Source organism: Stenotrophomonas sp. NPDC077659, assembly GCF_050268705.1.
Classification (GTDB): Bacteria; Pseudomonadota; Gammaproteobacteria; order Xanthomonadales; family Xanthomonadaceae; genus Stenotrophomonas.
On sequence record NZ_JBNNHG010000060.1, the window covers coordinates 1 to 22,349 of the forward strand.

25 protein-coding genes, 1 tRNA gene and 2 pseudogenes are annotated in these 22,349 nt (G+C 66.2%); 10 read left to right on the top strand and 18 right to left on the bottom strand.

The window, feature by feature from the left end:
• The 4 genes from ACQKDV_RS10525 to hutI form a co-directional block, all read right to left on the bottom strand.
• The coding region (locus ACQKDV_RS10525) for a hypothetical protein (RefSeq protein WP_427783721.1) at positions 1-132 on the bottom strand (132 nt) is incomplete at its 3' end.
• Entirely contained in the window at positions 129-983 is an 855-nt protein-coding gene (gene hutG / locus ACQKDV_RS10530; RefSeq protein ID WP_427783698.1) for an N-formylglutamate deformylase, read from the bottom strand. The genes ACQKDV_RS10525 and hutG, both read right to left, overlap by 4 nt.
• Complete coding sequence (hutH, locus tag ACQKDV_RS10535; RefSeq protein WP_427783699.1) at positions 980-2,521, bottom strand: histidine ammonia-lyase; 1,542 nt, start codon at positions 2,519-2,521, stop codon at positions 980-982. Before hutH ends, hutG begins: the two co-directional genes overlap by 4 nt.
• On the bottom strand, positions 2,518-3,741 hold the full coding sequence (gene hutI / locus ACQKDV_RS10540) for an imidazolonepropionase (RefSeq protein ID WP_427783700.1): 1,224 nt from the start codon (positions 3,739-3,741) through the stop codon (positions 2,518-2,520). The genes hutH and hutI overlap by 4 nt, the downstream gene beginning before the upstream one ends.
• Positions 3,742-3,808: 67 nt before the next feature.
• On the opposite strand from hutI, the gene ACQKDV_RS10545 reads away from it, so the two are divergent.
• From ACQKDV_RS10545 to ACQKDV_RS10555, 3 genes are read left to right on the top strand one after another with little or no spacing between them, the layout of a single operon-like run.
• Entirely contained in the window at positions 3,809-5,179 is a 1,371-nt protein-coding gene (locus tag ACQKDV_RS10545; protein ID WP_427783701.1) for a formimidoylglutamate deiminase, read from the top strand.
• Positions 5,180-5,208: 29 nt separating this feature from the next.
• The gene (gene hutC, locus ACQKDV_RS10550) at positions 5,209-5,937 is read left to right on the top strand and encodes a histidine utilization repressor (protein WP_427783702.1); all 729 of its coding nucleotides are present in this window, start codon (positions 5,209-5,211) and stop codon (positions 5,935-5,937) included.
• Positions 5,894-6,304 carry a type II toxin-antitoxin system HicB family antitoxin gene (locus ACQKDV_RS10555; protein WP_427783703.1) on the top strand — a complete coding sequence of 137 codons (411 nt, stop codon included), beginning with the start codon at positions 5,894-5,896 and terminating at the stop codon, positions 6,302-6,304. The genes hutC and ACQKDV_RS10555 overlap by 44 nt, the downstream gene beginning before the upstream one ends.
• Positions 6,305-6,490: 186 nt before the next feature.
• On the opposite strand, the gene ACQKDV_RS10560 is transcribed toward ACQKDV_RS10555, so the two are convergent.
• The 3 genes from ACQKDV_RS10560 to ACQKDV_RS10570 all read right to left on the bottom strand — a co-directional run bounded on the left by ACQKDV_RS10560 (position 6,491) and on the right by ACQKDV_RS10570 (position 8,581).
• On the bottom strand, positions 6,491-7,510 hold the full coding sequence (locus tag ACQKDV_RS10560) for a restriction endonuclease (RefSeq protein WP_427783704.1): 1,020 nt from the start codon (positions 7,508-7,510) through the stop codon (positions 6,491-6,493).
• A 237-nt stretch (positions 7,511-7,747) separates the two neighbouring features.
• Positions 7,748-8,224, bottom strand: coding sequence for a phasin family protein (locus tag ACQKDV_RS10565; RefSeq protein WP_427783705.1), 477 nt, complete (start codon positions 8,222-8,224; stop codon positions 7,748-7,750).
• An 81-nt stretch (positions 8,225-8,305) separates the two neighbouring features.
• Positions 8,306-8,581: a polyhydroxyalkanoic acid system family protein gene (locus tag ACQKDV_RS10570; RefSeq protein WP_427783706.1), complete on the bottom strand. Its 276-nt coding sequence runs from the start codon at positions 8,579-8,581 to the stop codon at positions 8,306-8,308.
• 124 nt (positions 8,582-8,705) lie between these two features.
• Here ACQKDV_RS10570 and ACQKDV_RS10575 point away from each other — a divergent pair, with 124 nt between their 5' ends.
• The 4 genes from ACQKDV_RS10575 (at position 8,706) to aroA (ending at position 13,438) form a co-directional block, all read left to right on the top strand.
• On the top strand, positions 8,706-9,515 hold the full coding sequence (locus ACQKDV_RS10575; protein WP_427783707.1) for an FHA domain-containing protein: 810 nt from the start codon (positions 8,706-8,708) through the stop codon (positions 9,513-9,515).
• Between the two features lie 215 nt (positions 9,516-9,730).
• Positions 9,731-10,816 (top strand): 3-phosphoserine/phosphohydroxythreonine transaminase, encoded by a 1,086-nt coding sequence (gene serC / locus ACQKDV_RS10580; protein WP_427783708.1) that lies wholly within the window; start codon positions 9,731-9,733, stop codon positions 10,814-10,816.
• Between the two features lie 51 nt (positions 10,817-10,867).
• Positions 10,868-12,055 (top strand): prephenate dehydratase, encoded by a 1,188-nt coding sequence (gene pheA / locus ACQKDV_RS10585; protein ID WP_427783709.1) that lies wholly within the window; start codon positions 10,868-10,870, stop codon positions 12,053-12,055.
• 72 nt (positions 12,056-12,127) lie between these two features.
• Positions 12,128-13,438, top strand: a complete 1,311-nt coding sequence (gene aroA, locus ACQKDV_RS10590; protein ID WP_427783710.1) for a 3-phosphoshikimate 1-carboxyvinyltransferase — start codon at positions 12,128-12,130, stop codon at positions 13,436-13,438.
• A gap of 135 nt (positions 13,439-13,573) precedes the next feature.
• Here aroA and ACQKDV_RS10595 read toward each other — a convergent pair whose 3' ends face one another.
• Entirely contained in the window at positions 13,574-14,143 is a 570-nt protein-coding gene (locus ACQKDV_RS10595; RefSeq protein ID WP_427783711.1) for an energy transducer TonB, read from the bottom strand.
• A 118-nt stretch (positions 14,144-14,261) separates the two neighbouring features.
• Positions 14,262-14,900, bottom strand: a complete 639-nt coding sequence (locus ACQKDV_RS10600; RefSeq protein WP_427783712.1) for a TonB family protein — start codon at positions 14,898-14,900, stop codon at positions 14,262-14,264.
• 113 nt (positions 14,901-15,013) lie between these two features.
• Between ACQKDV_RS10600 and serS the strand changes: the two genes are divergently transcribed.
• Entirely contained in the window at positions 15,014-16,294 is a 1,281-nt protein-coding gene (gene serS, locus ACQKDV_RS10605; protein WP_427783713.1) for a serine--tRNA ligase, read from the top strand.
• A 145-nt stretch (positions 16,295-16,439) separates the two neighbouring features.
• Here the strand turns inward: serS and ACQKDV_RS10610 are convergent, their stop codons facing one another.
• A complete protein-coding gene (locus tag ACQKDV_RS10610) occupies positions 16,440-16,790 on the bottom strand; it encodes a ligand-binding protein SH3 (protein ID WP_427783714.1) in 351 nt (116 codons plus the stop codon).
• A 146-nt stretch (positions 16,791-16,936) separates the two neighbouring features.
• Positions 16,937-17,521 (bottom strand): FMN-dependent NADH-azoreductase, encoded by a 585-nt coding sequence (locus ACQKDV_RS10615; protein ID WP_427783715.1) that lies wholly within the window; start codon positions 17,519-17,521, stop codon positions 16,937-16,939.
• Positions 17,522-17,646: 125 nt separating this feature from the next.
• On the opposite strand from ACQKDV_RS10615, the gene ACQKDV_RS10620 reads away from it, so the two are divergent.
• Together ACQKDV_RS10620 and ACQKDV_RS10625 are read left to right on the top strand one after the other, a co-directional pair.
• Positions 17,647-18,639 carry a LysR family transcriptional regulator gene (locus ACQKDV_RS10620; protein ID WP_427783716.1) on the top strand — a complete coding sequence of 331 codons (993 nt, stop codon included), beginning with the start codon at positions 17,647-17,649 and terminating at the stop codon, positions 18,637-18,639.
• A gap of 104 nt (positions 18,640-18,743) precedes the next feature.
• Positions 18,744-18,833, top strand: a tRNA-Ser gene (locus tag ACQKDV_RS10625).
• A 122-nt stretch (positions 18,834-18,955) separates the two neighbouring features.
• Here the strand turns inward: ACQKDV_RS10625 and ACQKDV_RS10630 are convergent.
• The 7 genes and pseudogenes from ACQKDV_RS10630 to ACQKDV_RS10660 all read right to left on the bottom strand — a co-directional run.
• Positions 18,956-19,126, bottom strand: a pseudogene (locus tag ACQKDV_RS10630) (AlpA family phage regulatory protein); the annotation flags it as partial.
• 11 nt (positions 19,127-19,137) lie between these two features.
• Positions 19,138-19,320, bottom strand: a complete 183-nt coding sequence (locus ACQKDV_RS10635) for a hypothetical protein (protein ID WP_427783717.1) — start codon at positions 19,318-19,320, stop codon at positions 19,138-19,140.
• On the bottom strand, positions 19,317-19,940 hold the full coding sequence (locus ACQKDV_RS10640; RefSeq protein ID WP_427783718.1) for a DNA-methyltransferase: 624 nt from the start codon (positions 19,938-19,940) through the stop codon (positions 19,317-19,319). The genes ACQKDV_RS10635 and ACQKDV_RS10640 overlap by 4 nt, the downstream gene beginning before the upstream one ends.
• Before the next feature lie 3 nt (positions 19,941-19,943).
• On the bottom strand, positions 19,944-20,519 hold the full coding sequence (locus ACQKDV_RS10645) for an HlyD family secretion protein (RefSeq protein ID WP_427783722.1): 576 nt from the start codon (positions 20,517-20,519) through the stop codon (positions 19,944-19,946).
• Between the two features lie 194 nt (positions 20,520-20,713).
• Positions 20,714-20,929: pseudogene (locus ACQKDV_RS10650) on the bottom strand (biotin/lipoyl-binding protein); the annotation flags it as partial.
• Between the two features lie 26 nt (positions 20,930-20,955).
• Positions 20,956-21,156, bottom strand: coding sequence for a DUF1656 domain-containing protein (locus ACQKDV_RS10655; RefSeq protein WP_427783719.1), 201 nt, complete (start codon positions 21,154-21,156; stop codon positions 20,956-20,958).
• Positions 21,146-22,276, bottom strand: a complete 1,131-nt coding sequence (locus ACQKDV_RS10660; RefSeq protein WP_427783720.1) for an FUSC family protein — start codon at positions 22,274-22,276, stop codon at positions 21,146-21,148. Before ACQKDV_RS10660 ends, ACQKDV_RS10655 begins: the two co-directional genes overlap by 11 nt.
• Positions 22,277-22,349: the final 73 nt, after the last annotated feature.

The following is a 22,349-nucleotide window of genomic DNA, read 5'->3' on the forward strand; positions in this document are numbered from 1 at the left end:
CGGGCGCTCGGCCACGTCCGGGTGCAGGTTGTTCATCAGCATGCGCAGCGGCGCTTCGGTCAGCCAGCTCTTGGCGTTCAGCGTAGTGCCGGTGGGCGCGATGATGGTACGGCTGGGGTCGTTGCGGGTCATGCGGCGCTCCGGTTCGTAGCGAATGCAAGGCAGGCGGTGAGCACCTGCGCCAGGGTCTGGCGCAGCGGTGCGGCGTGTTGGGGGCCCAGCGGGGTGGGCCAGCTGTGCTCGTCCACCTGGTTGGGCAGCGGCTCGTGCATGTAGCCACGGCACGCCAGTTCCATCTGCAGGGTGTGCACACCGCCGGGAACATCGCTGTAGTGGCGGGTGATCCAGCCGCCCTTGAAGCGGCCGTTGCGCACCTGGCTCATGCCGCTGAGCGCCAGCAGGTTTTCCACCACATCGCTCAGGGCGTTGTCGCAGGAGGTATCGGGCGCGCCGGATGGCCCGGCCGTGCCCAGGTTGAACTGCGGCAGTTCGCCATCGAACAGGTGAGGAATATGCGAGCGGATGGAATGCGCGTCATACACCACCACGGTGCCGTGGCGCGCGCGCAGGCGTGCGATCTGCGCGGCCAGCGCATCGTGGTACGGCGCGAAATACGTGTCGCGCCGCCGTGCAATTTCCGCTTCATCCGGCTCGCGCCCAGCGTGGTACAGCGGCTGGTTGTCGAAGGTGGTCAACGGGCACAGGCCGGTGGTGTTCTGGCCCGGGTACAGGGAGACGCCGCTGGGGTCGCGGTTGAGATCGATCACCGAACGCGAGATGGCCGAGCGCACGGTGGTCGCGCCCATGCCGCGTACGAAGTCGTACAGCTCGTGCACCCACCAGTCGGCATCGCGGCGGGCAAGCCACGGCGAGTGATAGTCGCCCATCAGCTCGTGCGGCAGTTCGCTGCCGGTGTGCGGGAAGCTGACGATGAGTGGGGCGTCACCCTCGTGCACCGTCAGCCAATCGGGGCAGGCATTCATGCCTGCGGCTCCACGGTCGGCAGCAGCTCACCCAGGCCCTGTGCCAGCGCACCGCTGCGCACCAGGTGGGTGGCGGCCACCATATCCGGGTGGAAGTAGCGGTCTTCTTCCAATGTCGGCACCTGCGCGCGCAGGATGGCGCGCACGGTTTCCAGTGCGGCGCTGGAGCGCAGCGGCGCGTGGAAATCGCAGCCCTGTGCAGCGGCCAGCAGCTCGATGCCGATCACGTTGGCCGCGTTCTCGGCCATCTGCATCAAGCGGCGTGCGCCGTGGGCGGCCATCGAAACGTGGTCCTCCTGGTTGGCCGAGGTCGGGATCGAATCGACGCTGGCCGGGTAGGCCCGCTGCTTGTTTTCAGACACCAGCGCGGCGGCGGTCACCTGCGGAATCATGAAGCCGGAATTCAGGCCCGGGCGCGGGGTCAGGAAGGCTGGCAGGCCCGACAGTGCGGGGTCCACCAGCATCGCCAGGCGACGTTCGCTGATCGAACCGATCTCGCACACCGCCATCGCCAACATGTCGGCGGCGAAGGCCACCGGCTCTGCGTGGAAGTTGCCACCGGACAGCGCTTCGCCGGTGTCAGTGAACACCAGCGGATTGTCGGACACGCCGTTGGCTTCGATTTCCAGCGTGGTCGCGGCCTGGCGCAGGATGTCCAGCGCCGCGCCCATCACCTGCGGCTGGCAACGCAGGCAGTACGGATCCTGCACACGCACATCGTTGTCGCGGTGCGATTCACGGATGCCCGAGCCGTGCATCAGCGAGCGCAGGGTGGCGGCGGTGGCGATCTGCCCGCGCTGGCCACGGATGGCATGGATGCGTGGATCGAACGGGGTATCCGAACCCTTGGCCGCTTCCACCGACAGCGCGCCGGTGACCAGCGCGGCCTGGAACACGGTCTCGATCTCGAACAGGCCCGCCAGCGCATACGCGGTGGAGAACTGCGTGCCGTTCAGCAGCGCCAGGCCTTCCTTCGCGCCCAGTTCCACCGGCTGCAGGCCAGCGCGTGCCAGTGCGTCCACCGCCGGCAGGCGCTCGTCGCCGAGGAAGGCTTCGCCCACGCCCAGCATCACGCCGGCCAGGTGCGAAAGTGGTGCCAGATCGCCGGACGCACCCACCGAACCCTGCGCCGGCACCACCGGAAGCACGCCCTTCACCAGCATCGCTTCCAGCAGCAGCAGGGTGTCCTCGCGCACGCCCGAAGCGCCCTGCGCCAGGCTCACCAGCTTCAGCGCCATCATCAGACGGACCACCGAAGCCGGCATCGGCTCGCCCACCCCGGCAGCATGCGAAAGCACGATGTTCCGCTGCAGCGTCGCAAGGTCTTCGCGCTCGATGCGCACGCTGGCCAGCTTGCCGAAGCCGGTGTTGATGCCATACACAGGCGCACCCTTGGCGACGATGGCGGCTACCGCGGCGGCACTGGCGCGCACCACCGGCAGCGCGGCCGGGTCCAGCGCAAGCGGCGCGCCGCGGTAGACCTGCCGCCACTGGGCAAGGGTGACATGGCCGGGGCGAAGAACCAGGGGGTTGTTCATGTGTTGCTCCAGGAAGCAGGCAGGTCGGGCTGCCCACGCACCACGCGCGCGTGCAGCGGGTTGAATCCCATGCGATAGACCAGGTCGGCCGGTGCGTCGATGTCCCAGATCGCCAGATCGCAGTCCATGCCAACCGCCAGGCGGCCGATGCGTTCGCTGCGGCCCAGCGCGCGTGCCGCTTCACGGGTGAAGCCGGCGATGCATTCGTCCACGGTCAGGCGGAACAGGGTGGCGCCCATGTTCATCGCCAGCAGCGGGCTGGTCAGCGGCGAGGTGCCGGGGTTGCTGTCGGTGGCCAGGGCCAGTGGCACGCCGGCCGCGCGCAGCGCATTGATGGGGGGCAGGGTGGTATCGCGGGTGAAATAGAAGGCGCCTGGCAGCAGCACGGCCACGGTGCCGGCGGCGGCCATGGCGGCGATGCCCTGGTCATCGAGATGTTCGATATGGTCGGCCGACAGCGCGCCGAAACCCGCGGCAAGTTCGGCGCCGTGCTGGTTGCTCAGTTGTTCGGCGTGGATCTTCACCGCCAGCCCGTTGGCACGCGCTGCTTCGAACACCTGCCGCGCCTGCGCCGGGGAAAATGCAATGTTCTCGCAGAATACGTCCACCGCTTCGGCCAGGCCTTCCGCAGCGATGGCCGGAATCATCACGCCGCACACCTCGTCGGTGTACTCCTGCGCCTCGCGCCCTGGCGGCACCGCGTGCGCGCCGAGGAAGGTCGGCACCACGTTCACCCGGCATTCTTCGCCCAGTGCGCGGGCCACCTGCAGCTGCTTGCGCTCGTCGTCCAGGGTCAGGCCATAGCCGGATTTGATCTCCACCGTGGTCACGCCCTCGGCGCGCATGGCCAGCAGGCGCGGGCGGCTTTCGCGGGCCAGCTGCTGCGGTGATGCGGCGCGGGTGGCGCGCACCGTGGATACGATGCCGCCGCCGGCACGGGCGATCTCGGCATAGCTGACGCCCTGCAGGCGCTGCTCGAATTCGTTGGCCCGGTTGCCGGCATGGACCAGATGGGTGTGGCAGTCGATCAGGCCCGGCGATATCCAGCGGCCTTCGCCGTCGATGCGGGTGGTCGGCTGCAGATGGCCATCGCTGCCGGCCTTGCCGACATGGACGATGCGGCCCCCGGCGCAGGCCAGTACCCCATCGCGGATGACAGCCAGCCCCTCGCCATCGAGGGTCATCAGGTTTACGTTGGACCAGAGGGTATCGACGTGCATGGCATCCACAACGCGGCTGTGCTTATATGTCTATACAATATAGGCGTCCATTTCGGGTTGTCCAGCCATGTCCGATTCGTGTTCCCCGCAGAGGTTCCATGCCGCCCATGCCCTGCTGGGCAAGGGCTGGGCGCGCGATGTGCGCCTGCAGGTAGAGGGCGGACGCATCACTGGCATCGCTGCCGGGCAGGGCGTGCAGGACGGTGACACCCGCCTCGGTATCCTGCTGCCGGGGCTTCCCAACCTGCACAGCCACGCCTTCCAGCGTGGCATGGCCGGCCTCACCGAGATCGGCGGTGGCGACGGTGACAGTTTCTGGAGCTGGCGCGAGCTGATGTACCGCTTCCTGGGCCGCCTGCGCCCAAATGCAGTGCAGGCCATCGCCGCCCAGGCCTACATGGAAATGCTGGAAAGTGGCTTCACCCGCGTCGGCGAATTCCATTACCTGCACCACGATGCCGACGGCCGCGCCTATGCCAACCGCGCCGAGATGAGTGCGCGCATCGCGGCGGCGGCCGATCAGACCGGCATCGGCCTGACCCTGCTGCCGGTGTTCTATGCGCATGCCGATTTCGGCGGCGTAGCACCCAGTCCCGCTCAGCGCCGCCTGATCCACGACGTGGATGGCTTCGCGCAGTTGCTGGACGCGGCCAAGCCGGCATTGGCCGCGCTGCCCGACGCAGTGCTCGGCATCGCCCCGCACAGCCTGCGCGCGGTCACCGGCGAGGAACTGGATGCGTTGCTGCCGCTCACCGACGGCCCGGTGCACATCCACATCGCCGAGCAGGTGCGCGAAGTGGAGGCCTGCCTGGCGTGGAGTGGCCAGCGACCGGTGCAGTGGCTGCACGACCACGCACCCGTGGATGACCGCTGGTGCCTGGTGCACGCCACCCACATCACCGACGACGAGCGCGCCGCCATCGTGGCCAGCCGCGCCGTGGCTGGCCTGTGCCCCATCACCGAAGCCAACCTCGGCGACGGCCTGTTCCCGATGCAGGCGTTCGCGCGCGAGGGCGGACGCTTCGGCGTCGGCTCCGATTCCAACGTGCTGATCGATGCCGCCGAAGAACTGCGCCTGCTCGAATACGGCCAGCGCCTGACCCTGCGTGGGCGGAATGTGCTGGCCCCGGATGCTACCCGCAGCACCGGCCGCTTCCTGTTCGAAGGCGCGCTGCACGGTGGCGCGCAGGCGCTGGGCGTGACCGCCGGCCTGCGGGTCGGTGCCAGTGCCGATCTGGTCGAACTGGACGCCGCGCACCCGGCACTGCAGGCGCGACAGGATGACGCATGGCTTGACAGCTGGGTGTTCGCCGCACGTAATGGCGCGCTGCGATCGGTCTGGCGCCATGGCCGCCAGTGCGTGGCTGACGGCCGCCACCTGCAGCGCGAGGCGATCACCACCGCCTTCGCCGCCGCCCTGAAGAGTGTGCTGGGCTGATCGCCTCCCCGCCACCGAGACCCCATTACGTGAAGGCCAGCAAGTCCGCCACGCTCAACCAGCGCATCCGCAGCGATCTGGAAAGCCGCATCCTCAGCGGAGAATGGGCGCCGGGTTTCCGCGTTCCGTACGAGCACGAGCTGATGGCGCAGTACGGCTGCTCGCGGATGACGGTGAACAAGGTCCTGACCGCGCTGGCCGAGAGCGGCATGATCGAGCGCCGCCGCCGCGCCGGTTCCTTCGTGGCCCGGCAACCCCCGCACCTGGAACAGGTGGCGCTGGAAATTCCCGATATCGCCATGGAAGTCGGCTCGCGCGGCCACCAGTACGCCTACCGGCTGCTGCAGCGCGACCTGCGCCTGGCCGAGCCCGGTAATGCCGGGGAAGTGGAGTTGGCCGGTAGCGAGCCGCTGCTGGCGATGCGCTGCCTGCACCTGGCCGATGGCCGTCCGCTGGCGCTGGAGCACCGCCTGATCAGTCCGGTGGGCGTGCCCGAGGTCCTGGAGATCGACTTCAGTACCACCGCGCCGGGCAGCTGGTTGCTGCAGAACGTGTCCTGGACCCGTGCCCAGCACCGCATCAGTGCCTGGGGCGCAGACGCAGCCACGGCCAAGCTGCTGGAGGTGAAACCTGGCACCGCCTGCCTGGTGATCGAGCGCCTGACCTGGCGCGGCGACCAGGCCATCACCCGCGTGCGGCAGATGTTCCTGGGCGATGCTTGGGACCTGGTGGCGCGCTTCGCGCCGGGGGCGCGGTGAAGGCACGGCAGGGCAATCGTCTGTCGTCTTGAACTCTGTTCGTGCGTGTGTGCGATGTGTATGGTCCGCGCATGAAAAGCGTGGACCTCATCCGGGAACTACGGGCGGCGGGCTGGACCTGCCGCCGGATTCGTGGCTCCCATCATGTGTTTGTACATCCTTACCACAGAGCCTCATTGCCGAAGCTGGCACTGAGACGCAGTGGATTCTTGCTTACATCAACGTCGATCCGTCCTTGCTGGACGATACCGTCGAGCGGGTCAACATCAGTCTGCCTCGGCGGATCCTTGCGAGGTTGGACGCGCAGGCCAAGGCGGCCGGCGAATCGCGTTCGAGCTACATCGCCCATCTCGCCGCGCTGCGCTGACGCTGGAAGGATTCACGCATCCACGCATGGCGTGGATCTGCTTTGGGTTTTTCGCCGCGCCGCGCATCCACGCATGGCGTGGATCTACTCGGGGTTTTCGCCGTGTGGCCTTTCCACGCCTGGCGTGGACCCGTCAAACTCGCAATGGTGCCCAGTAGATCCACGCCCTGCGTGGATGTTTCTCCATCAATACGTAGCGCACTGCCGCCAGCGCACCGGCTCGTCCACGCCCGGGCGGGCGTTGAGCTGTACGCGCACATTGCGCAGGGCCGGGTAGCGCAGCACTTCCTGGCAGACCCGCGGCCAGACCTCGTCCAGTTCGCCGGTGCGGTTGATGGCCAGGGTCTGCCGGGTCTGCCACACGCCGCTGGCGATGCCGGGCTGGCGGGCCAGCGCGCGCGCCAGTTCGGCCTGGTAGCGGTCCAGTGTGGCCGTATCCGGATTGGGGTCGTCGCGGCTGTTGTCCGCTGTCGGCACGGCGGTGGCTGCCGGAGCCGCATCGGGGGCGGTCGCAACCGGTGAGGGCGGCGTCGGTGCGGCAGTGGATGCTACCGGGGCCGCGGCAGTCGACACAGGCGCAGCATTGGCGATGGCCGATGGACCCGTTTCCACGTGCAGGCCCTGCAGTCCCAGCCCGACCAGAAGGCCCAGGGTCATCGCACCCAGCGCGGAAATGGCGATGCGGCGCAAGGCCTCATGGCGGGCGGTCGCACGCACGCGCGTTTCAATCTCGCCCGGCAGGTAGGGCTGCAGCAGCGGCCACAGGCGGGGGCCATCCAGCACCTCCACGGCCTGCTTATCCGCGGCGGCCAGACCATCGCGCTCGACCCGGCCCTCGGTGATCAGCAGGCCGCCCTTGGCGCCGCTCAGCCGCGCGGTGGCGCCCAGTTCGTTCACTGCCGCAGTACCGATGCGGTAGGCCAGCCCATGTTTGCAGGACACCAGCCAGGTATTGGGGCCGTCACTGAGCAGGAAATCACTGCTCGGCTCGCGGACCTCTTCGGTGGGATCGGCCACTTCGCGAAGGCCGCGCTGCTCGCGCAGCATCCGCTTGATCAGCGTGGAGAATTCACGCCAGTGCATGCCCGCCAGGGCCTGCAGCCCCAGTCGCATTTCCGTTCGCCGCCGCTTGATCCACCACAGATAGACGATTGCCAGGGTGCAGGTAAGCAGGGCCGACAGCAGGGCCAGGATCCAAGGGAGCATGCAGGAATAAAACGGAAGGGGCGAAAACAGAGGCCAACAGTGTAAAGGCCACGCAGTCTGATTGCGTCAGGACCTTTCCCCCCTGAAGCGTGATGCAGCACGCAGATCAGTGCGGCACGGGCATCAAAAAACCCGCCAATCCTGAAGCCGTGAGGGGAGGGAACAAACGGCAGACGAAGCGATTGGCGGGTTTCCCGCGATTGTCGGGCAATTTTTATTGCATTGCAACAATCATGCTCAGGGGGCCTGGTGGCTGCCCGGTGGCGGTGCGTCGGTGCCCGAGGCGGCGCGGTTTTCCAGCTTGGCCAGCCGCGCGTGCAGTGCATCCAAGCGCGCTTCGAGCGCGGCCAGTTCGTCGGCAGTGGGGACATGCAGGCGCTTGAGAACACCCTGCACCTGGTCGTCGAAAGCCTTTTCGACCTTGTTCCAGGTGCCGGACGCCTTTTCGCGGGCTTCGTCAAGCGAGGTCTCCACGTTGTCGCGCCAGCCCGGTCCCTGCTCGCCGCTGCGTTCGCGGCGGCGAGCCTCCCAGGCTTCGCCTTCCTTCACCAGGCCATCAAAGAACCGGCTGCCTTCAGCCTGTGCGCGTCCCAGCGCACCCAGGCCGGCCAACCAGACCTGCTGGGCCGAATCGCTGAACTTGCGCGAAAAGCGCTCTGCCTGTTCGCCAAACGAAGCGTCGTCGCGGCGGTCGTCATTCTCGTACTGGTTCATCGCGCTTCCCGGGGGAGTTGGACCTGCCCCCGAGGGTAGCGCGCGCGCACGTTGCTGTGCCGTGATGGCCGCCGTGCCGGTTCAGCCCAGCTTTTCCTTCAGCACGCGCTGGATCTCGCTTTCCACCATGCCCTTCATGGCCGACAGCAGGAAGCCGAGTTTTGCTGTCACCCGCACCGCACCCGGCTGCAGTTCGATGGCGCCGTCGACGCCGCTGCCGCTGAAGTTCAGCACATCGGCGGCCCAGGTGGATTTCAGGCCGAAGCGCTCGCCCAGCTTGGCGGCAACCTGTTCGATCGCCTCGCGGGCCTGTGCATCGGGCAGGGCGTGGGCGTGGCGGACATCGATGGTGGACATGCAGGCTCCTGGCGCGAGGCGGGGCTGTTGAAGAGGGCGGTCATTGTGCGCATCGGCGGGCGCCACGCCAAGCGTCCGCCGCCGGTTCTTCTGCGTTGGCGAGCAACCTGCTAGTCTGCGCCGCGTGCAGAACCTGCTTGTTCACTTCAGTCAACAACAACAGCCCGACCAGCCGCTGCGGCCCGGGGTGCAGCGCATCGTGCGCCAGGCGAACGGCAGCGTGCGGCTGGGGGATCCCGGCAACGGTGCGCTGCTGCTGGCCCAGTTCTGCATGGATGACCGCGGCCTCTGGCTGCAGGTTGGCAATGGCATCCGCAGCATCCACGTGAACGGTCGGCCGGTGCGGCGCATGGCCCTGCTGCGTGCAGGCGATGCGGTGTATGTCGATGGCGTTGAGATGGTGCTGCAGGGTGAGGTCGAGAACCTGCTGCAGGCACCGGCGCCGTTGCCGGCCGCTGATGGCCCTGCCGACGAGCAGCGACTGCTGCGCGGTGTTGGCGGCCTGCACCATGGCCGCAGCTACACGTTGTCGCGCCCGCGCGTGATCGGCCACGGCGGCGACGCCGATATCGAGATCAACGATCCTGCCTTTGCCGAGCAGCACGCGCGGGTGGAAGTGCATGGGGATCGGGTGCTGCTGCGCGACCTGGGCAGTGCCGATGGCACCCGGGTCAACGGCGTGGCGGTGCGCCACTGCTGGCTGCAGCCCGGTGACCAGGTGGTATTCGATGGCCAGCACCGCTTCGTGCTGGAAGTGCCGCACGACCCGCGGCGGCGCCCGCTGCCGAGCGAAGACGAAGCCAGCCAGGACGCCGAGCAGGTGGCCGATGCCCCCGTGGCCCCGCGCCGGGTACGGCGTTGGCCGTGGCTGCTGGCCAGCGCGTTGCTGCTGGCGGGCATCCTCAGCCTGCTGCTTTGGTTCGGCGCGCGCTGACGGTCGCCCAATGACGGCCGCGCAATCACGGTAGTGCCGGCCGCTGGCCGGCAGGCTGTTGCTCTGGTAGATGCCAAACGAGGCTGCCGGCCAGCGGCCGGCACTACCCGGCCGGGTCGTAAATGGATTCCGATGAAACCAAATTTCCCTTGCCGCACAAGGCCGCAAGGCTGGTGCACTGCGGCATACTAAGCGCCTTGCCCCACAGGTGTGACATGACGCGCGCGTTCAACTTCAGTGCCGGCCCTGCAACCTTGCCGGAATCGGTCCTGCGCCAGGCGCAGGCGGAAATGCTGGACTGGCACGGTGCCGGCGCCTCGATCGTGGAAATGAGCCATCGCGGCCCGGAATTCATGTCCGTGGCCGCCGAGGCCGAGGCCGACCTGCGCCGCCTGCTCGATATCCCCGATGACTACGCTGTGCTGTTCCTGCCCGGCGGCGCCACCACCCAGCAGGCGCTCATCCCGCTCAACTTCGCCCAGGCCGGCCAGCGTGCCGACTACGTGGTCAGTGGCCACTGGGGCAAGACCGCGGTCAGGCAGGCCGGGGTCTACGTGGACGTCAACATCGCCGCCAGCAGCGAAGCCGATGGCTACCGCACGCTGCCGCCGCGTGCGGACTGGCAGCTTTCGCCCGATGCGGCCTACGTGCACATCACCGCCAACGAGACCATCCACGGCGTCGAATTCCGTGATGTTCCCGATACGGGCAATGTCCCGCTGGTGGCCGATTTCAGCTCGTCCATCGCCAGCGAGCCGCTGGATGTTCGCCGCTATGGCGTCATCTATGCCGGTGCACAGAAGAACCTCGGCCCGGTCGGCATCGCAGTGGTGATCATCCGCCGCGATCTGCTTGAGCGCAGTGGCCAGGCCCGCGCGGACATCTTTGATTACCGCTCGCACGTCGCCCGCGATTCGATGCTCAACACACCGCCTACCTGGAACTGGTATCTGGCCGGCCTGGTGTTCAAGTGGATGCTGGCCGAAGGTGGCGTGGTCGAGTTCGCCAAGCGCAACGCCGCCAAGGCCGCGCTGGTGTATGGTGCCATCGATGCTTCCGGCGGCTTCTATCGCAACGAAGTCGCGCACGCGGCGCGCTCGCGGATGAACATTCCGTTCTTCCTGCCCGACGCCGATCTCGACGCGCGCTTCGTGGCCGAGGCCAAGGCCGCCGGCCTGCTGGCGCTGAAGGGCCACAAGGTGGTCGGGGGCATCCGTGCCTCGCTGTACAACGCCATGCCGCTGGCCGGGGCCGAGGCGCTGGTCGCCTTCATGGCCGATTTCCAGCAGCGCAACGGTTGAGCAATGAACGGCGCGCACCGTCGGGTGCGTGTCCCGCAACAAGGAATTCCGATGGCAAGCAAACCCAGCAAGAAGGCCGCCATGAAGGCCGAACCGGCCAAGACCGCTGCCGCGTCCGAGGGCAAGGCCTCCAAGGCCACCCCGGTGCCGACCCAGACGCCGCTGGCACTGGCCGATGTGCGCTCGAAGATCGACCAGATCGACCGCGACATCCAGGGCTTGATCGCCGAGCGCGCACAGTTCGCCCACCAGGTGGGCAAGGCCAAGGGCAAGCTCGCCGCCGCCGTCGATTACTACCGCCCCGAACGCGAAGCGCAGGTGCTGCGCATGGTGGTGGACCGCAACGAAGGCCCGCTCAGCGATGAGCTGCTGGTGCATGTGTTCCGCGAAATCATGTCGGCCTGCCTGGCCCAGCAGGAGCCGCTGAAGATCGGTTACCTCGGTCCGGAAGGCACCTTCAGCCAGCAGGCGGTGCTCAAGCACTTCGGCCGCTCGGCGCTGGGCCTGCCGATGGCCAGCATCGAAGAAGTGTTCCAGGAAGTGGAAGCGGGCAACGCCGATTTCGGCGTGGTGCCGGTGGAAAACTCGGGGCAGGGCACGATCCAGATCACGCTGGACATGTTCCTCACTTCCAACCTGAAGATCTGTGGCGAAGTGGAACTGCGCGTGCAGCAGTACCTGATGTCGCGCAGCGGCCGCCTGGAGGATATCGAGCGCGTCTACGGCCACCCGCAGTCCTTCATGCAGACCTCGGCGTGGATGCGCGCCAACCTGCCCAAGGCCGAAAAGATTCCGGTGGCCAGCAACGCCGAAGGCGCGCGCCGGGCACGCAATGCCGACGACGCGGCGGCCATCGGTGGCGAGAGTGCCGGCCACGTTTACGGCCTGAAGAAGGTCGTCACCAAGCCCATCCAGAACGATGCGGACAACACCACCCGTTTCCTGGTGGTGGGTCGCAACATCTTCCCCACCTCCGGCCACGACCGTACCTCGGTGCTGGTGTTCATCCATGACAAGCCCGGCGCGCTGTTCGATGTGCTCAGCCCGTTCGCCCGCCACGGCATCAGCATGAACCGCATCGAGTCGCGCCCGTCGCACCACGGCAAGTGGGAATACGGCTTCTTCATCGATCTGGCCGGCCACATCGACGACGCGCCGATGCAGGCCGCGCTGGCTGAACTGGAAGCGCACTCGGCGCAGATCAAGGTGCTTGGGTCCTATCCGGTGGCCGTGCCCTGATTGCCGTTGCGGCCGAGTGCCGCGCCCTTTGATGCACCGCCGGCGCGCCGGCGTTTACGGAACAATCGAACGATGAGCAACGTGCAACACTGGATTGCCCGCAAGGGCCAACCGCTGCAGGGCAGCCTGACCATTCCTGGCGACAAGTCGGTCTCGCACCGCTCGGTGATGTTTGCCGCGCTGGCCGATGGCACCTCGCATATCGAAGGCTTCCTGGAAGGCGAAGACACCCGCGCCACCGCGCGGATCTTCAGCCAGCTCGGCGTGCGCATCGAAACCCCCAGTGCGTCGCAGCGCATCGTCCATGGCGTCGGCATCGACGGCCTGCAGGCGCCCAGCGCGCCGCTGGACTGCGGCAACGCCGGCACCGGCATGCGCCTGCTGGCCGGTCTGCTGGCGGGCCAGGCATTCGACTGCACCCTGGTGGGCGATGAATCGCTGTCGGGCCGACCGATGCGCCGCGTCACCGGCCCGCTCGCGCAGATGGGCGCGAAGATCGACACCGAAAGCGATGGCACGCCGCCGCTGCACGTGCATGGTGGCCAGCCGCTGCGCGGTATCGCGTTTGCTTCCCCGGTCGCCAGCGCACAGGTGAAGTCGGCCGTGCTGCTGGCGGGTCTGTACGCACAGGGCGAAACCAGTGTGGTCGAGCCGCACCCGACCCGCGATTACACCGAGCGCATGCTCTCGGCCTTCGGTGTGGATATCGAGTTTTCGCCGGGCAAGGCCCGCCTGCGTGGTGGCCAGCGCCTGCGCGCCACCGACATTGTCGTGCCGGCCGATTTTTCTTCGGCGGCGTTCTTCCTTGTTGCGGCCAGCATCATCCCCGGCTCCGAACTGCGTTTGAAGCAGGTGGGCCTCAACCCGCGCCGTACCGGCCTGCTGCATGCGCTGCGCCTGATGGGTGCGGACATCACCGAAGAAAACCCGGCCGAGCAGGGTGGCGAACCGGTGGCCGATCTGGTGGTGCGCTACGCCCCGCTGAAGGGCGCACGCATTCCGGAAGCGCTGGTGCCGGACATGATCGACGAATTCCCGGCCCTGTTCGTGGCCGCCGCCGCAGCAGAAGGCCAGACCGTGGTGACCGGCGCCGCCGAACTGCGGGTGAAGGAATCGGACCGCCTCGCGGCAATGGCCACCGGCCTGCGCACGCTGGGCATGCAGGTGGATGAAACCCAGGACGGTGCCACGTTGCACGGTGGCATTACCTTGGGCAGTGGCACCATCGAAAGCCACGGCGACCACCGCATTGCGATGGCATTTGCCATTGCCGGCCAGATCAGCGGCGGCGACGTGCGCATCAACGATATCGCCAACGTCGCCACGTCCTTCCCGGATTTCGACGGCCTCGCCCGCAGCGCCGGTTTCACTCTGGCGGCATGATCGGCAGTGCCGGCCGCTGGCCGGCCCTCACAGACTTGCCGGCCAGCGGCCGGCACTACCGGGTTGCATCTCACAAAAAAAGGACGGAGGCCGAAGCCTCCGTCTCCCGATCGATCACGAACCCCTCGCTCGCGATCAACGCTGCTCGGTACGGAAATCCACCGGAACGCGCACCACACTTGCCACGGCACGGCCGTTCTGCATTGCCGGCTGGAACTTCCATTCCTGCACGGTGCTCAGCACCGAGCGATCCAGGTCACGGCTGCGCTCGCCACTACGCGAAACGATGCTCGCGTCGGTCACATTGCCGTGGGTATCCACGTTCAGGCTGGCAATCACGCTGCCCTGCACGCCGTTGCGCAGCGCCGCAGCGGGGTAGCGCGGCTTTTCATTGCTGGCAAGCGGGCTCGCCTCGCGGCTGCGTACGGCCGGGGCCACCTTGCGCTGGCTGCTGGCCGGTGCCGCATTCCGCGCGGCCGGGGCAGGCGTGGCCGCTACCGGGGCCTCGCTGGCGGGCAGCATGCGCTCGCCTACCGGGGCCGGGGCTACATCATTCGGGTTGGAGAACCGCAGCCACATCAGCGCGGCGGCAAACATCGCCACGATCAGCGCCAGCCACAGCCAAGGGGAGGTGCGCTGGGGGCGCTCGCTTACGTCCTGCTGCAGGTGCGGGGAATGAAGGTGGTCATGGGTTGTAGCACTCATCGCAGACTCCTCGTGTCGGTAACGACGCCCAGAGTCTTGCCCGAGCCGCTGTAGCGGTGTGTCAGCGTTGCGTAAACGCGACCGGCAGGGTTCAGGTTGCCTGCCTGGATGCGTTCAGTTACTGCGGCTTGAAATCAAAGGGCACTTCAAGCGTGCCCGGCACCGGCTGGCCGTTGCTCAGTGCGGGGGTGAAGCGCCACCGGCGCACCGCTTCGGTGGCGGCGCGGTCCAGCTCGCGTGAGCCGCTACGCTGGATCACCGTGATGTTGTTGGCGTATCCGGTGGCGTCCACATCCACCCGCACCACCACGCTGCCGGACTCGCCGCGACGCAGGGCGGCAGCCGGGTAGGACGGCGGCGGGGACTGGCCGGCGATGGGCATCGGCTGGCTGTTGCCACTGGCCGGGGTGGCGCTGCCTGGTGCAGCTGGGGCCGCTTCGGTGCTGGCCGGCGGCGGCGGGGCGGTCTCCAACAGCTTCGGCGCTTCTTCCTGCACCGGCGCCGGCTTGGCATCGGGCATGTCGCTGGAACCGGCGGCCGCAGGCAGGGGCTCGGGCAGCGGCTCGACCTGCGCGGTTTCCTGTGGGGTCTGCGTGGCCGGGTCATCGGCACGGAAAAATTCCTTGTCGCGGCCGGTCAACCAGACCACCACGAACAGCAGCACGCCCACGCCGAAGGCGATGCCGGCGATCTTCAGGGCGTTGCGCGGGATATGCACGGTGAACGACTTGGCAGGCGATGAGCGGGGTGCAGACATGGACCGGACCAGCTGGGAATGTCCCGATTCTGCCACGGCGGGAATGAACCGGGCGGCAGAAATCCGTATAACAGGTGATAATCCTGTTCCTGATACCCACCACGACACCTGCCATGCTTGATCCAGCCCTGCTCCGCAACCAGCCCGCCGACCTCGCCGAACGCCTGCGCATCAGCCGCGGCTTCGAGTTCGACGTGTCTGCCCTGGAGTCCCTTGAGGCTGATCGCAAGCGCATCCAGGTCCGGACCCAGGAGCTGCAGAGCCTGCGCAACAGCCGTTCCAAGGCCATCGGCCAGGCCAAGGCCAAGGGCGAGGACGTGTCGGCCATCATGGCCGAAGTGGCCGCGTTCGCCGACGAACTGAAGGCCTCGGAAGTGGCCCTGGACGAGCTGCGCGAGAAGATCGACGCCATCGCCATGGGCCTGCCGAACCTGCCTGCCGATGACGTACCGGCAGGCGCCGACGAGAACGACAACGTCGAGCAGGCGCGCTGGGGCACCCCGCGCAGCTTCGATTTCCCGGTGCTGGACCACGTTGAACTGGGCGCGCGCAACGCCGGCCTGGATGCTGAAGCCGCGGCCAAGCTGTCGGGTTCGCGCTTTACCGTGCTGCGGGGGCAGATCGCCCGCCTGCACCGCGCGCTGGCCCAGTTCATGCTGGACCTGCACAGCGGCGAGCACGAGTACCAGGAAACCAACGTTCCGGTCATCGTCAACGCCGACAGCCTGTACGGCACCGGTCAGTTGCCCAAGTTCGAAGAAGACATGTTCATCACCCATCTGGGTGAGCAGAAGCGCTATCTGATTTCCACCTCGGAAATCTCGCTGACCAACATCGTGCGCGACGAGATCGTGGACGCCGAGCGCCTGCCGCTGCGCATGACCGCCCATTCGCTGTGCTTCCGCTCCGAAGCCGGCAGCGGTGGCCGCGACGTTCGCGGCATGATCCGCCAGCACCAGTTCGAGAAGGTGGAGCTGGTGTCGGTCTGCCGCCCGGAAGACAGCGATGCCGAGCACCAGCGCATGACCCGCTGCGCTGAAGTGGTGCTGGAAAAGCTGGGCCTTCCGTACCGCAAGGTGCTGCTGTGCACCGGCGACATGGGCTTCTCGGCCATCAAGACCTACGACCTGGAAGTCTGGCTGCCCTCGCAGAACACCTACCGCGAGATCAGCTCGTGCTCCAACACCGGTGATTTCCAGGCCCGCCGCATGCAGGCCCGCTGGCGCAACCCGGCCACCGGCAAGCCGGAGCTGGTGCACACCCTGAACGGTTCGGGCGTGGCGGTCGGCCGCGCAATGATCGCGGTGATGGAGAACTACCAGAACGCCGATGGCACCATCACCGTGCCGGACGTGCTGCGCCCGTATATGGGGGGCGTTGAAACCATCGGTTGAACCCGGTAGATGCCATGCTTGCATGGCACCGCATCCACGCATGGCGTGGCTCTACTGAACTGCGCATCCACGCATGGCGTGAATCTGCCGCCGGGTGTCCGCGGGTCCCCAGTAGATCCACGCCATGCGTGGATGAAACTCGCGATCACCCCAAAGCCCGCACCTTCTCCAACGGCACCCACCCGGGCTCGCCCGTCTCCGGCATGCACCACGCCCAACCATTGAGCGTACGCACTCCGCGCAACACCTGCCCCGGATCCACATCCAGCTCCCGCGCGCAGTAATCCTCCGTGGCAAATGCGCCACCCTGCGCATCGCGCCCGATCACCGGCGCCGGCACGAACCCCGGTTCCTGCCCCTCGGCCTGGCACATAAACCAGTCCTCCCAGCCCTCGGGACCTTCATAACGCTCGCCCACCACCAGTGCCTGCCCACGGCGCAAGGTAATCGGGTGCGGAAATTCGCTGCGGTGCGCAGCCGTCACGATGTAGTCCATGCCCCCAGCCTAGCGGCACCGCACAACAAAAAACGGCCCCGCAGAGCGGGGCCGTCAGGGTGGGCCAGGAAGGGGAGGGACTCCCGGCCCGCAATCAGCGCCCCCGACGAGGAGGGGGGAGGGCGCCGATCGCTGGAACGCCGTACTTACGCAGCCACTTCCTCGACCGCGTGCGACGGCAGGGCCGACAGCGCGCCGGCAATGGCGTCTTCGCGATGCTTCGGCGAGTAGGCGATGCCCTCGGCACGCACGAACTCGACGGTGTCGATGCCCATGAAAGCGAAGACCTGGCGCAGGAAGGGCTCCTGGAAGTCGGCCGGCGAATCGGTGTAGATGCCGCCACGGGCGCTCACCACGATCACGCGCTTGCCGCCGGCCAGGCCCACCGGGCCGTTCTCGGTGTACTTGAAAGTGCGGCCGGCCACGGCAACGCGGTCGATCCAAGCCTTCAGCGTGGACGGGATGCTGAAGTTGTACATCGGCGCGCCGATGACCAGGATGTCCGCGGCCAGGAACTGCTGCATGACCTGTTCCGCATCGGTTGCCTCGGCGGCATCCACGCCGGCCAGCGAGCTGCTGCGCAGATGAGGTACCGGATTGGCGTCAAGATCGCGATAATCGACCTGCAGGCCGTCGATCTGCTCCTTGAACCTGGCGACCACCGCGGCGGTCAGTTGGCGGGAAACGGAGTTGTCGCCAAGCACGCTGGCGTCGAGATGCAGAAGCTTCATGGCAGTCACCTGTGTTCTGGGGGGAGGGGCGGTATTTGCCGCCGACGGACAGAACGATAGGTTGTTGCATGGGCGGGATAAAGGTGATTCAATGCCACGAATTGTTCTAGATATGGAACTCGGGTATGCATGACCTGAATGACCTTTATTACTTCGCCATGGTCGTGGATCACGGTGGTTTTGCGGCTGCCGAGCGCGCCTTGGGCATCCCTAAATCACGCCTGAGCCGCCGTATCAGCCAGCTTGAGACCGATCTGGGTGTGCGCCTGCTGCAGCGGTCCACGCGCCGCTTCGCTGTTACTGACGTCGGTACCAGCGTCCACCGCCATGCGCAGACCATGCTTGCCGAGGCCCAGGCCGCGCGCGAGGTGGTCGACCGTCTCAGCGCCGAGCCGCGCGGCGTGGTGCGTGCCAGCGTGCCGGTCTCGCTGGCGCAGATGCAGCTGCCCAAGCTGCTGCCCAGGTTCCTCGAGCGGTACCCCAAGGTGCGCCTGCAGCTGAACATCAGCAATCGCCGCGTGGACATCATCAATGAAGGCTACGACGTGGCCCTGCGCGTGCGTTCGCGCCTGGATGACGACGGCAGCCTGGTGATGCGCAGCTTCGGCCAGGTGCAGGAACTGCTGGTGGCCAGCCCGAAGTACCTGGATCGCGCCGGACGCCCGAAGGACCCGGAGGAGCTGACCCAGCACGTCACCCTCAGCATCAGCGAAGACGAAGCGCGCCAGCGCTGGGAACTGCATGGCCCCGAAGGCGAAGTGCGCCGGGTGGATCTGCAGCCGCGCGTGGCCGGCTTCGACTTCCCGCTGCTGCAGAGCATGGTCAAGGATGGTTTCGGCATCACCATGCTGCCGGAAACCGTCTGCGCCGAGGCTGTGCGCAATGGTGAACTGGAAGTGGTGCTGCCGGACTGGTCGCTGCCGCAGGGCGTGTGCCACGCCGTGTTCGCCTCGCGCCGTGGCCTGTTGCCAGCGGTGCGCGTGTTCATCGACTTCCTGGCCGAACACCTGCCGCCGCAGCTGGAGGCCTCGCGCCTGGATTGCGGTGGTGCGTGCGAGAAGGCCAAGGAGAAGATCAAGGCCAGTGCGCTGGGTGCGCTGGCGGTGGATGAGGGCTGAGGGTTGCCGGTGTAGCGCCGGGCCATGCCCGGCTTAACGCCGGTCTTGGGCAAATCGCCCAGCCGTGCGAGAATGCGTGCCCGGCCAGCAGGCTGGGCCGATACGGAGAGATGGCCGAGCGGTTTAAGGCACCGGTCTTGAAAACCGGCGAAGGGTTAAACCTTCCGTGGGTTCGAATCCCACTCTCTCCGCCAAGGTAACGTCTAAGCCACTGTTTGCAGTGGCTTTTTTGTTGTCTAAGCCGCTCTCGCCCCATGTTTTCACCCACATTCTGTGGATTCGTTACTTCGGCGATGAAGCGGTCTATGTCCTCTTTTAACCATACCGCACGCGACCCGATTTTGTACGAGTGCGGGAAGGTGCCTTCCTTCATGCGGCGATAGATCGAGGACTGGCCCAGGCTGGTGCGGATGGCCACCACCTCGATTGGCTGCAGGTCCGCGTGCAGTTCGGCGACGGTGATTTCGCGCGTGTTCTTCGGCGGCATATTGTCCTCCTTCAGTCAGTGGCCAGGGCAGCGCGCAGCTGCTTCCCGGCCTGTTGTGCGGCGTCGCGCAGCGCCAGGTTCTCCGCGCGCAGGCGGATCAACTCATCAGCCGCAGTTACAAGTTGCTCGCGCAGCACGTCCTTGGGAGGCTGCTTCATGCGGCGCGGTTCGCGGGGGAAGAGCTGGGCGGTCATGCAATCCCCCTGAGCAGCGGTGCTTCCTGATCCAGCCGCTGCATGGCTCGCCGCGCGATCGACTCGTCCTTCTCGATCAGGATTGCGGTGCGGCCCTCGATGGCGGCGGCCGCGCCAGTGCTTCCGCTGCCGGCAAATGGGTCCAGAACAACGCCGCCGGCGGGGCATGAGTACCGGATCAGCGGCAGCAGAAGCTCGAGCGGCTTCTGGGTGGGGTGGATGGCCCGGCCATGCTCGTTGCGGACCTGCATGACGCTGCGCATCAGGCGTGGGCCGCCGTCCTCGGAGACGTAGGTGGTCGACCCCGTAGCGCCATGCCAATGAGCTGGCTTTTCCTTCTTTCTCACAACTCGGGCGCGGGCGTCGTTGGTCACCTGTGGAGCGTGATAGACCTCGGCCCAAGGCCCCCGGTAGAAGAGGACGGCATGCTCATGCACGCGGCGGAACCGGTCGTTGTTGAACCCGGTGCCGTTCTGCTTCTCCCAAACCACGTCCTGCGAGTACCGGAAGCCGTGCTCGGCCATTTCCGCGAACAACGGAGCGAGGAAGCGCAGCGAGCCGAATACCCAGAAGGATCCTTCCCAGTAGCAATGTGACGTCCTGTAATCCGACGCTGGCACTCATCACAGCGTCTCCTTCTTAGGAGCGGCCTTAGGCGCTGAGGGCGAAAGTGAGACAGTACATGTCATTCCAGAGACAAGAAGCACATCGGATGGAGGCGGATCCAGCGCAATGCGCACAGGTATACGTTGCGCCAAGCGGATCCAGGTAAATACGGGGTTGACGTTGTGAAGCTGGCCGCCACTGTCTGAGTTGTCTCGATCCTCAATGCCCGTGGCAATGCTCTCCACTCGGCCGGTGAGACGCTCTCCGCCCGCCATCAATCGGATTTCCGCGGTGTCACCCACATGGATGTTGGTCAGCCGAGTTTCCTCAAAGTAGCCATACACCCAGTACGTGTCGCTGGCGATGATCGCAAGTCGCGACTGCCCCGCTTGGCCGTAATCGCCGGCGCGTAATGTCAGATTGGTCACGACGCCTGCCACCGGCGCCTTGACGTGCGCACGCTCCAGATCACGCTGCGCCACTTGCAGCGCGGCCATCGCAACCTCGTAGGCCGCATCCGCAGCACGAACGCTCGACTGCGCAGCTGCGTGAATGCTCCGGGCCTGATCCGCTTGCGCAGCTGCATCAGCCATCGCCTCGCGCGATATGACCACCTCACCCAACGCAGCCCTGCGCTGAGCTGAGCCTGCGCCTGACGCATTCCGCTTTCCGATGCCCGTTCCGACGATTGCGCACGGGCCAGCGATTGTTGCGCAGCGGCCTGCGCCACAGCGGCCTTCGCCTTGGCCAGCGCATCTTCAAAGCGGACAGGATCAATGACGTACAGCAGATCTCCCTTCGAAACGCGCTGATTGTCACTTACTCGGACGTCAACGACGGTGCCGGATACGTCCGCAGCGACCTGCACGATATCCGCCCGAACCCTTCCGTCCCGCGTCCAAGGGGCGTACATGTAGTCGTCCCATAGCCAGCGGGCCAGCAGCAGAGCGATCGCGAGCATGAGTAAGGTCAAGGTGAATCGAATCCAAGAATGGGCAGCCATGAAGTTGTAGTCCGGGGAAATAGCCCCTAACGGGCCAGGATCAGGCCAGCAGCGGAAAAAAGCGCCAAGAACAGCGATGCTCTGAACAAGGATGGATGCCAGACATGCTGGTAGAGCCCAACCTTGGATAGTGCGAGATCTAATAGGACGAACAGTGCTGAGCAGATCAGCATCACGATCAGCAGGCTAGGAAAAAGCATGCCAAGCGCTCCTATTTCACGAGGCATATCCCCTCCCTGGTTTCGCAACCGCACTGGCGTAGATAGGCAGTTCGCTGTCGGTGAGACTCAATTCAACTGCACGGAGCAACGCACGAATTCGGAATCGAGCAAGAATCATGGGCGCCTCGTCGAACTGATCCGCCGGCGGGAGAGCGTGCAGTGCTGAACGAGTAGTAGCCAGTGCCGCGCTATGCGTTGCCGGTCCCGGCTGGTCGAACAGCGCCGATATCGCATCCGTCCACTTTCGTCGCGCAAGCGCCCATTCCTGCGGCAAGTGGGATCCATGCCGCTTGCTTGCTTCCCTGATCTGTATGATCGCGCGACCTATTTCCATTGAGGACAAGGCCCATCCGAGCAGATGACTCCGTCCTGCATACCCTTTCTCCGGACGCGCCGCCGCCTGCAAGATGAAGTCGCGCATGCTGCTCTCAAAGTGCAGGAGCAGGTACGGACTGATCGGACTTCGGGTTGCGGTCTCTGCAACGAGCGCGCGTATCTGCTTGAGATAGCGCGCAGTCACCCAGTCGCCGGCATACGGAACGATGATCGAGAATGCCAAGCTGGAAACGCCGATACCAATCAGCATTGCGAAGCCAGTGTCGAGCAGCCCCATGGGATCGTACTGATGGGGGTTGTTGATGTTGCTGATGAAGCAGAAGTAGATGTTGAATCCCAAGCCGAACACCGCCAGTTGCGGAAACGTCCCGAGGAAGCTCCCCAGGAAGATGATTGGCGTGATGGCTAGCGCAAGTTGGGTGAATCCATCCAGTTGAGGTAGCACGAAGGAATCAAAGGAGAATGCCGTCACCCAGCCCACCAAACAGCCGAAGAATATCTGCTTGCTGACCTTAGCAGGGAATGGAAGTACCGCGAACAGGGCGCTGGTGATGGCAGTTGCGATGACGGCACTGGCGCCGCCCGACCACCCGGACGCAACCCAAAGTGAAGCCACCAGCGCGACGCCCAAAGCTGCCCGCACTGCGGACGCACTGGCCGCAATAGCATTGGCAGTACTGATGATGCGCAGCCCGCCCAGCTGGCGTGGAGGGGAGGGCTGAGTCGGATGATCTCGCACAGCCACGAAGCTGACCAGGTATGCCTGCAAATCAGTTACCGCAAAGTACATCCTGATTAGCACGATGCTTCAGCGCGGTCGCAGCTGTTGAGAAGGGCGAGGTACAGGATGGTGATCTCACTCT

What these genes read in the sequence shown, in the direction of transcription:
- hutG (WP_427783698.1), bottom strand. Translation starts at nt 983, where the DNA reads ATGAATGCCTGCCCCGATTGGCTGACGGTGCACGAGGGTGACGCCCCA.
- hutH (WP_427783699.1), bottom strand. Translation starts at nt 2,521, where the DNA reads ATGAACAACCCCCTGGTTCTTCGCCCCGGCCATGTCACCCTTGCCCAG.
- hutI (WP_427783700.1), bottom strand. Translation starts at nt 3,741, where the DNA reads ATGCACGTCGATACCCTCTGGTCCAACGTAAACCTGATGACCCTCGAT.
- ACQKDV_RS10545 (WP_427783701.1), top strand. Translation starts at nt 3,809, where the DNA reads ATGTCCGATTCGTGTTCCCCGCAGAGGTTCCATGCCGCCCATGCCCTG.
- ACQKDV_RS10555 (WP_427783703.1), top strand. Translation starts at nt 5,894, where the DNA reads ATGCTTGGGACCTGGTGGCGCGCTTCGCGCCGGGGGCGCGGTGAAGGC.
- ACQKDV_RS10560 (WP_427783704.1), bottom strand. Translation starts at nt 7,510, where the DNA reads ATGCTCCCTTGGATCCTGGCCCTGCTGTCGGCCCTGCTTACCTGCACC.
- ACQKDV_RS10565 (WP_427783705.1), bottom strand. Translation starts at nt 8,224, where the DNA reads ATGAACCAGTACGAGAATGACGACCGCCGCGACGACGCTTCGTTTGGC.
- ACQKDV_RS10570 (WP_427783706.1), bottom strand. Translation starts at nt 8,581, where the DNA reads ATGTCCACCATCGATGTCCGCCACGCCCACGCCCTGCCCGATGCACAG.
- serC (WP_427783708.1), top strand. Translation starts at nt 9,731, where the DNA reads ATGACGCGCGCGTTCAACTTCAGTGCCGGCCCTGCAACCTTGCCGGAA.
- pheA (WP_427783709.1), top strand. Translation starts at nt 10,868, where the DNA reads ATGGCAAGCAAACCCAGCAAGAAGGCCGCCATGAAGGCCGAACCGGCC.
- aroA (WP_427783710.1), top strand. Translation starts at nt 12,128, where the DNA reads ATGAGCAACGTGCAACACTGGATTGCCCGCAAGGGCCAACCGCTGCAG.
- ACQKDV_RS10595 (WP_427783711.1), bottom strand. Translation starts at nt 14,143, where the DNA reads ATGAGTGCTACAACCCATGACCACCTTCATTCCCCGCACCTGCAGCAG.
- ACQKDV_RS10600 (WP_427783712.1), bottom strand. Translation starts at nt 14,900, where the DNA reads ATGTCTGCACCCCGCTCATCGCCTGCCAAGTCGTTCACCGTGCATATC.
- serS (WP_427783713.1), top strand. Translation starts at nt 15,014, where the DNA reads ATGCTTGATCCAGCCCTGCTCCGCAACCAGCCCGCCGACCTCGCCGAA.
- ACQKDV_RS10610 (WP_427783714.1), bottom strand. Translation starts at nt 16,790, where the DNA reads ATGGACTACATCGTGACGGCTGCGCACCGCAGCGAATTTCCGCACCCG.
- ACQKDV_RS10615 (WP_427783715.1), bottom strand. Translation starts at nt 17,521, where the DNA reads ATGAAGCTTCTGCATCTCGACGCCAGCGTGCTTGGCGACAACTCCGTT.
- ACQKDV_RS10620 (WP_427783716.1), top strand. Translation starts at nt 17,647, where the DNA reads ATGCATGACCTGAATGACCTTTATTACTTCGCCATGGTCGTGGATCAC.
- ACQKDV_RS10635 (WP_427783717.1), bottom strand. Translation starts at nt 19,320, where the DNA reads ATGACCGCCCAGCTCTTCCCCCGCGAACCGCGCCGCATGAAGCAGCCT.
- ACQKDV_RS10645 (WP_427783722.1), bottom strand. Translation starts at nt 20,519, where the DNA reads ATGGCTGATGCAGCTGCGCAAGCGGATCAGGCCCGGAGCATTCACGCA.
- ACQKDV_RS10655 (WP_427783719.1), bottom strand. Translation starts at nt 21,156, where the DNA reads ATGCCTCGTGAAATAGGAGCGCTTGGCATGCTTTTTCCTAGCCTGCTG.
- ACQKDV_RS10660 (WP_427783720.1), bottom strand. Translation starts at nt 22,276, where the DNA reads ATGTACTTTGCGGTAACTGATTTGCAGGCATACCTGGTCAGCTTCGTG.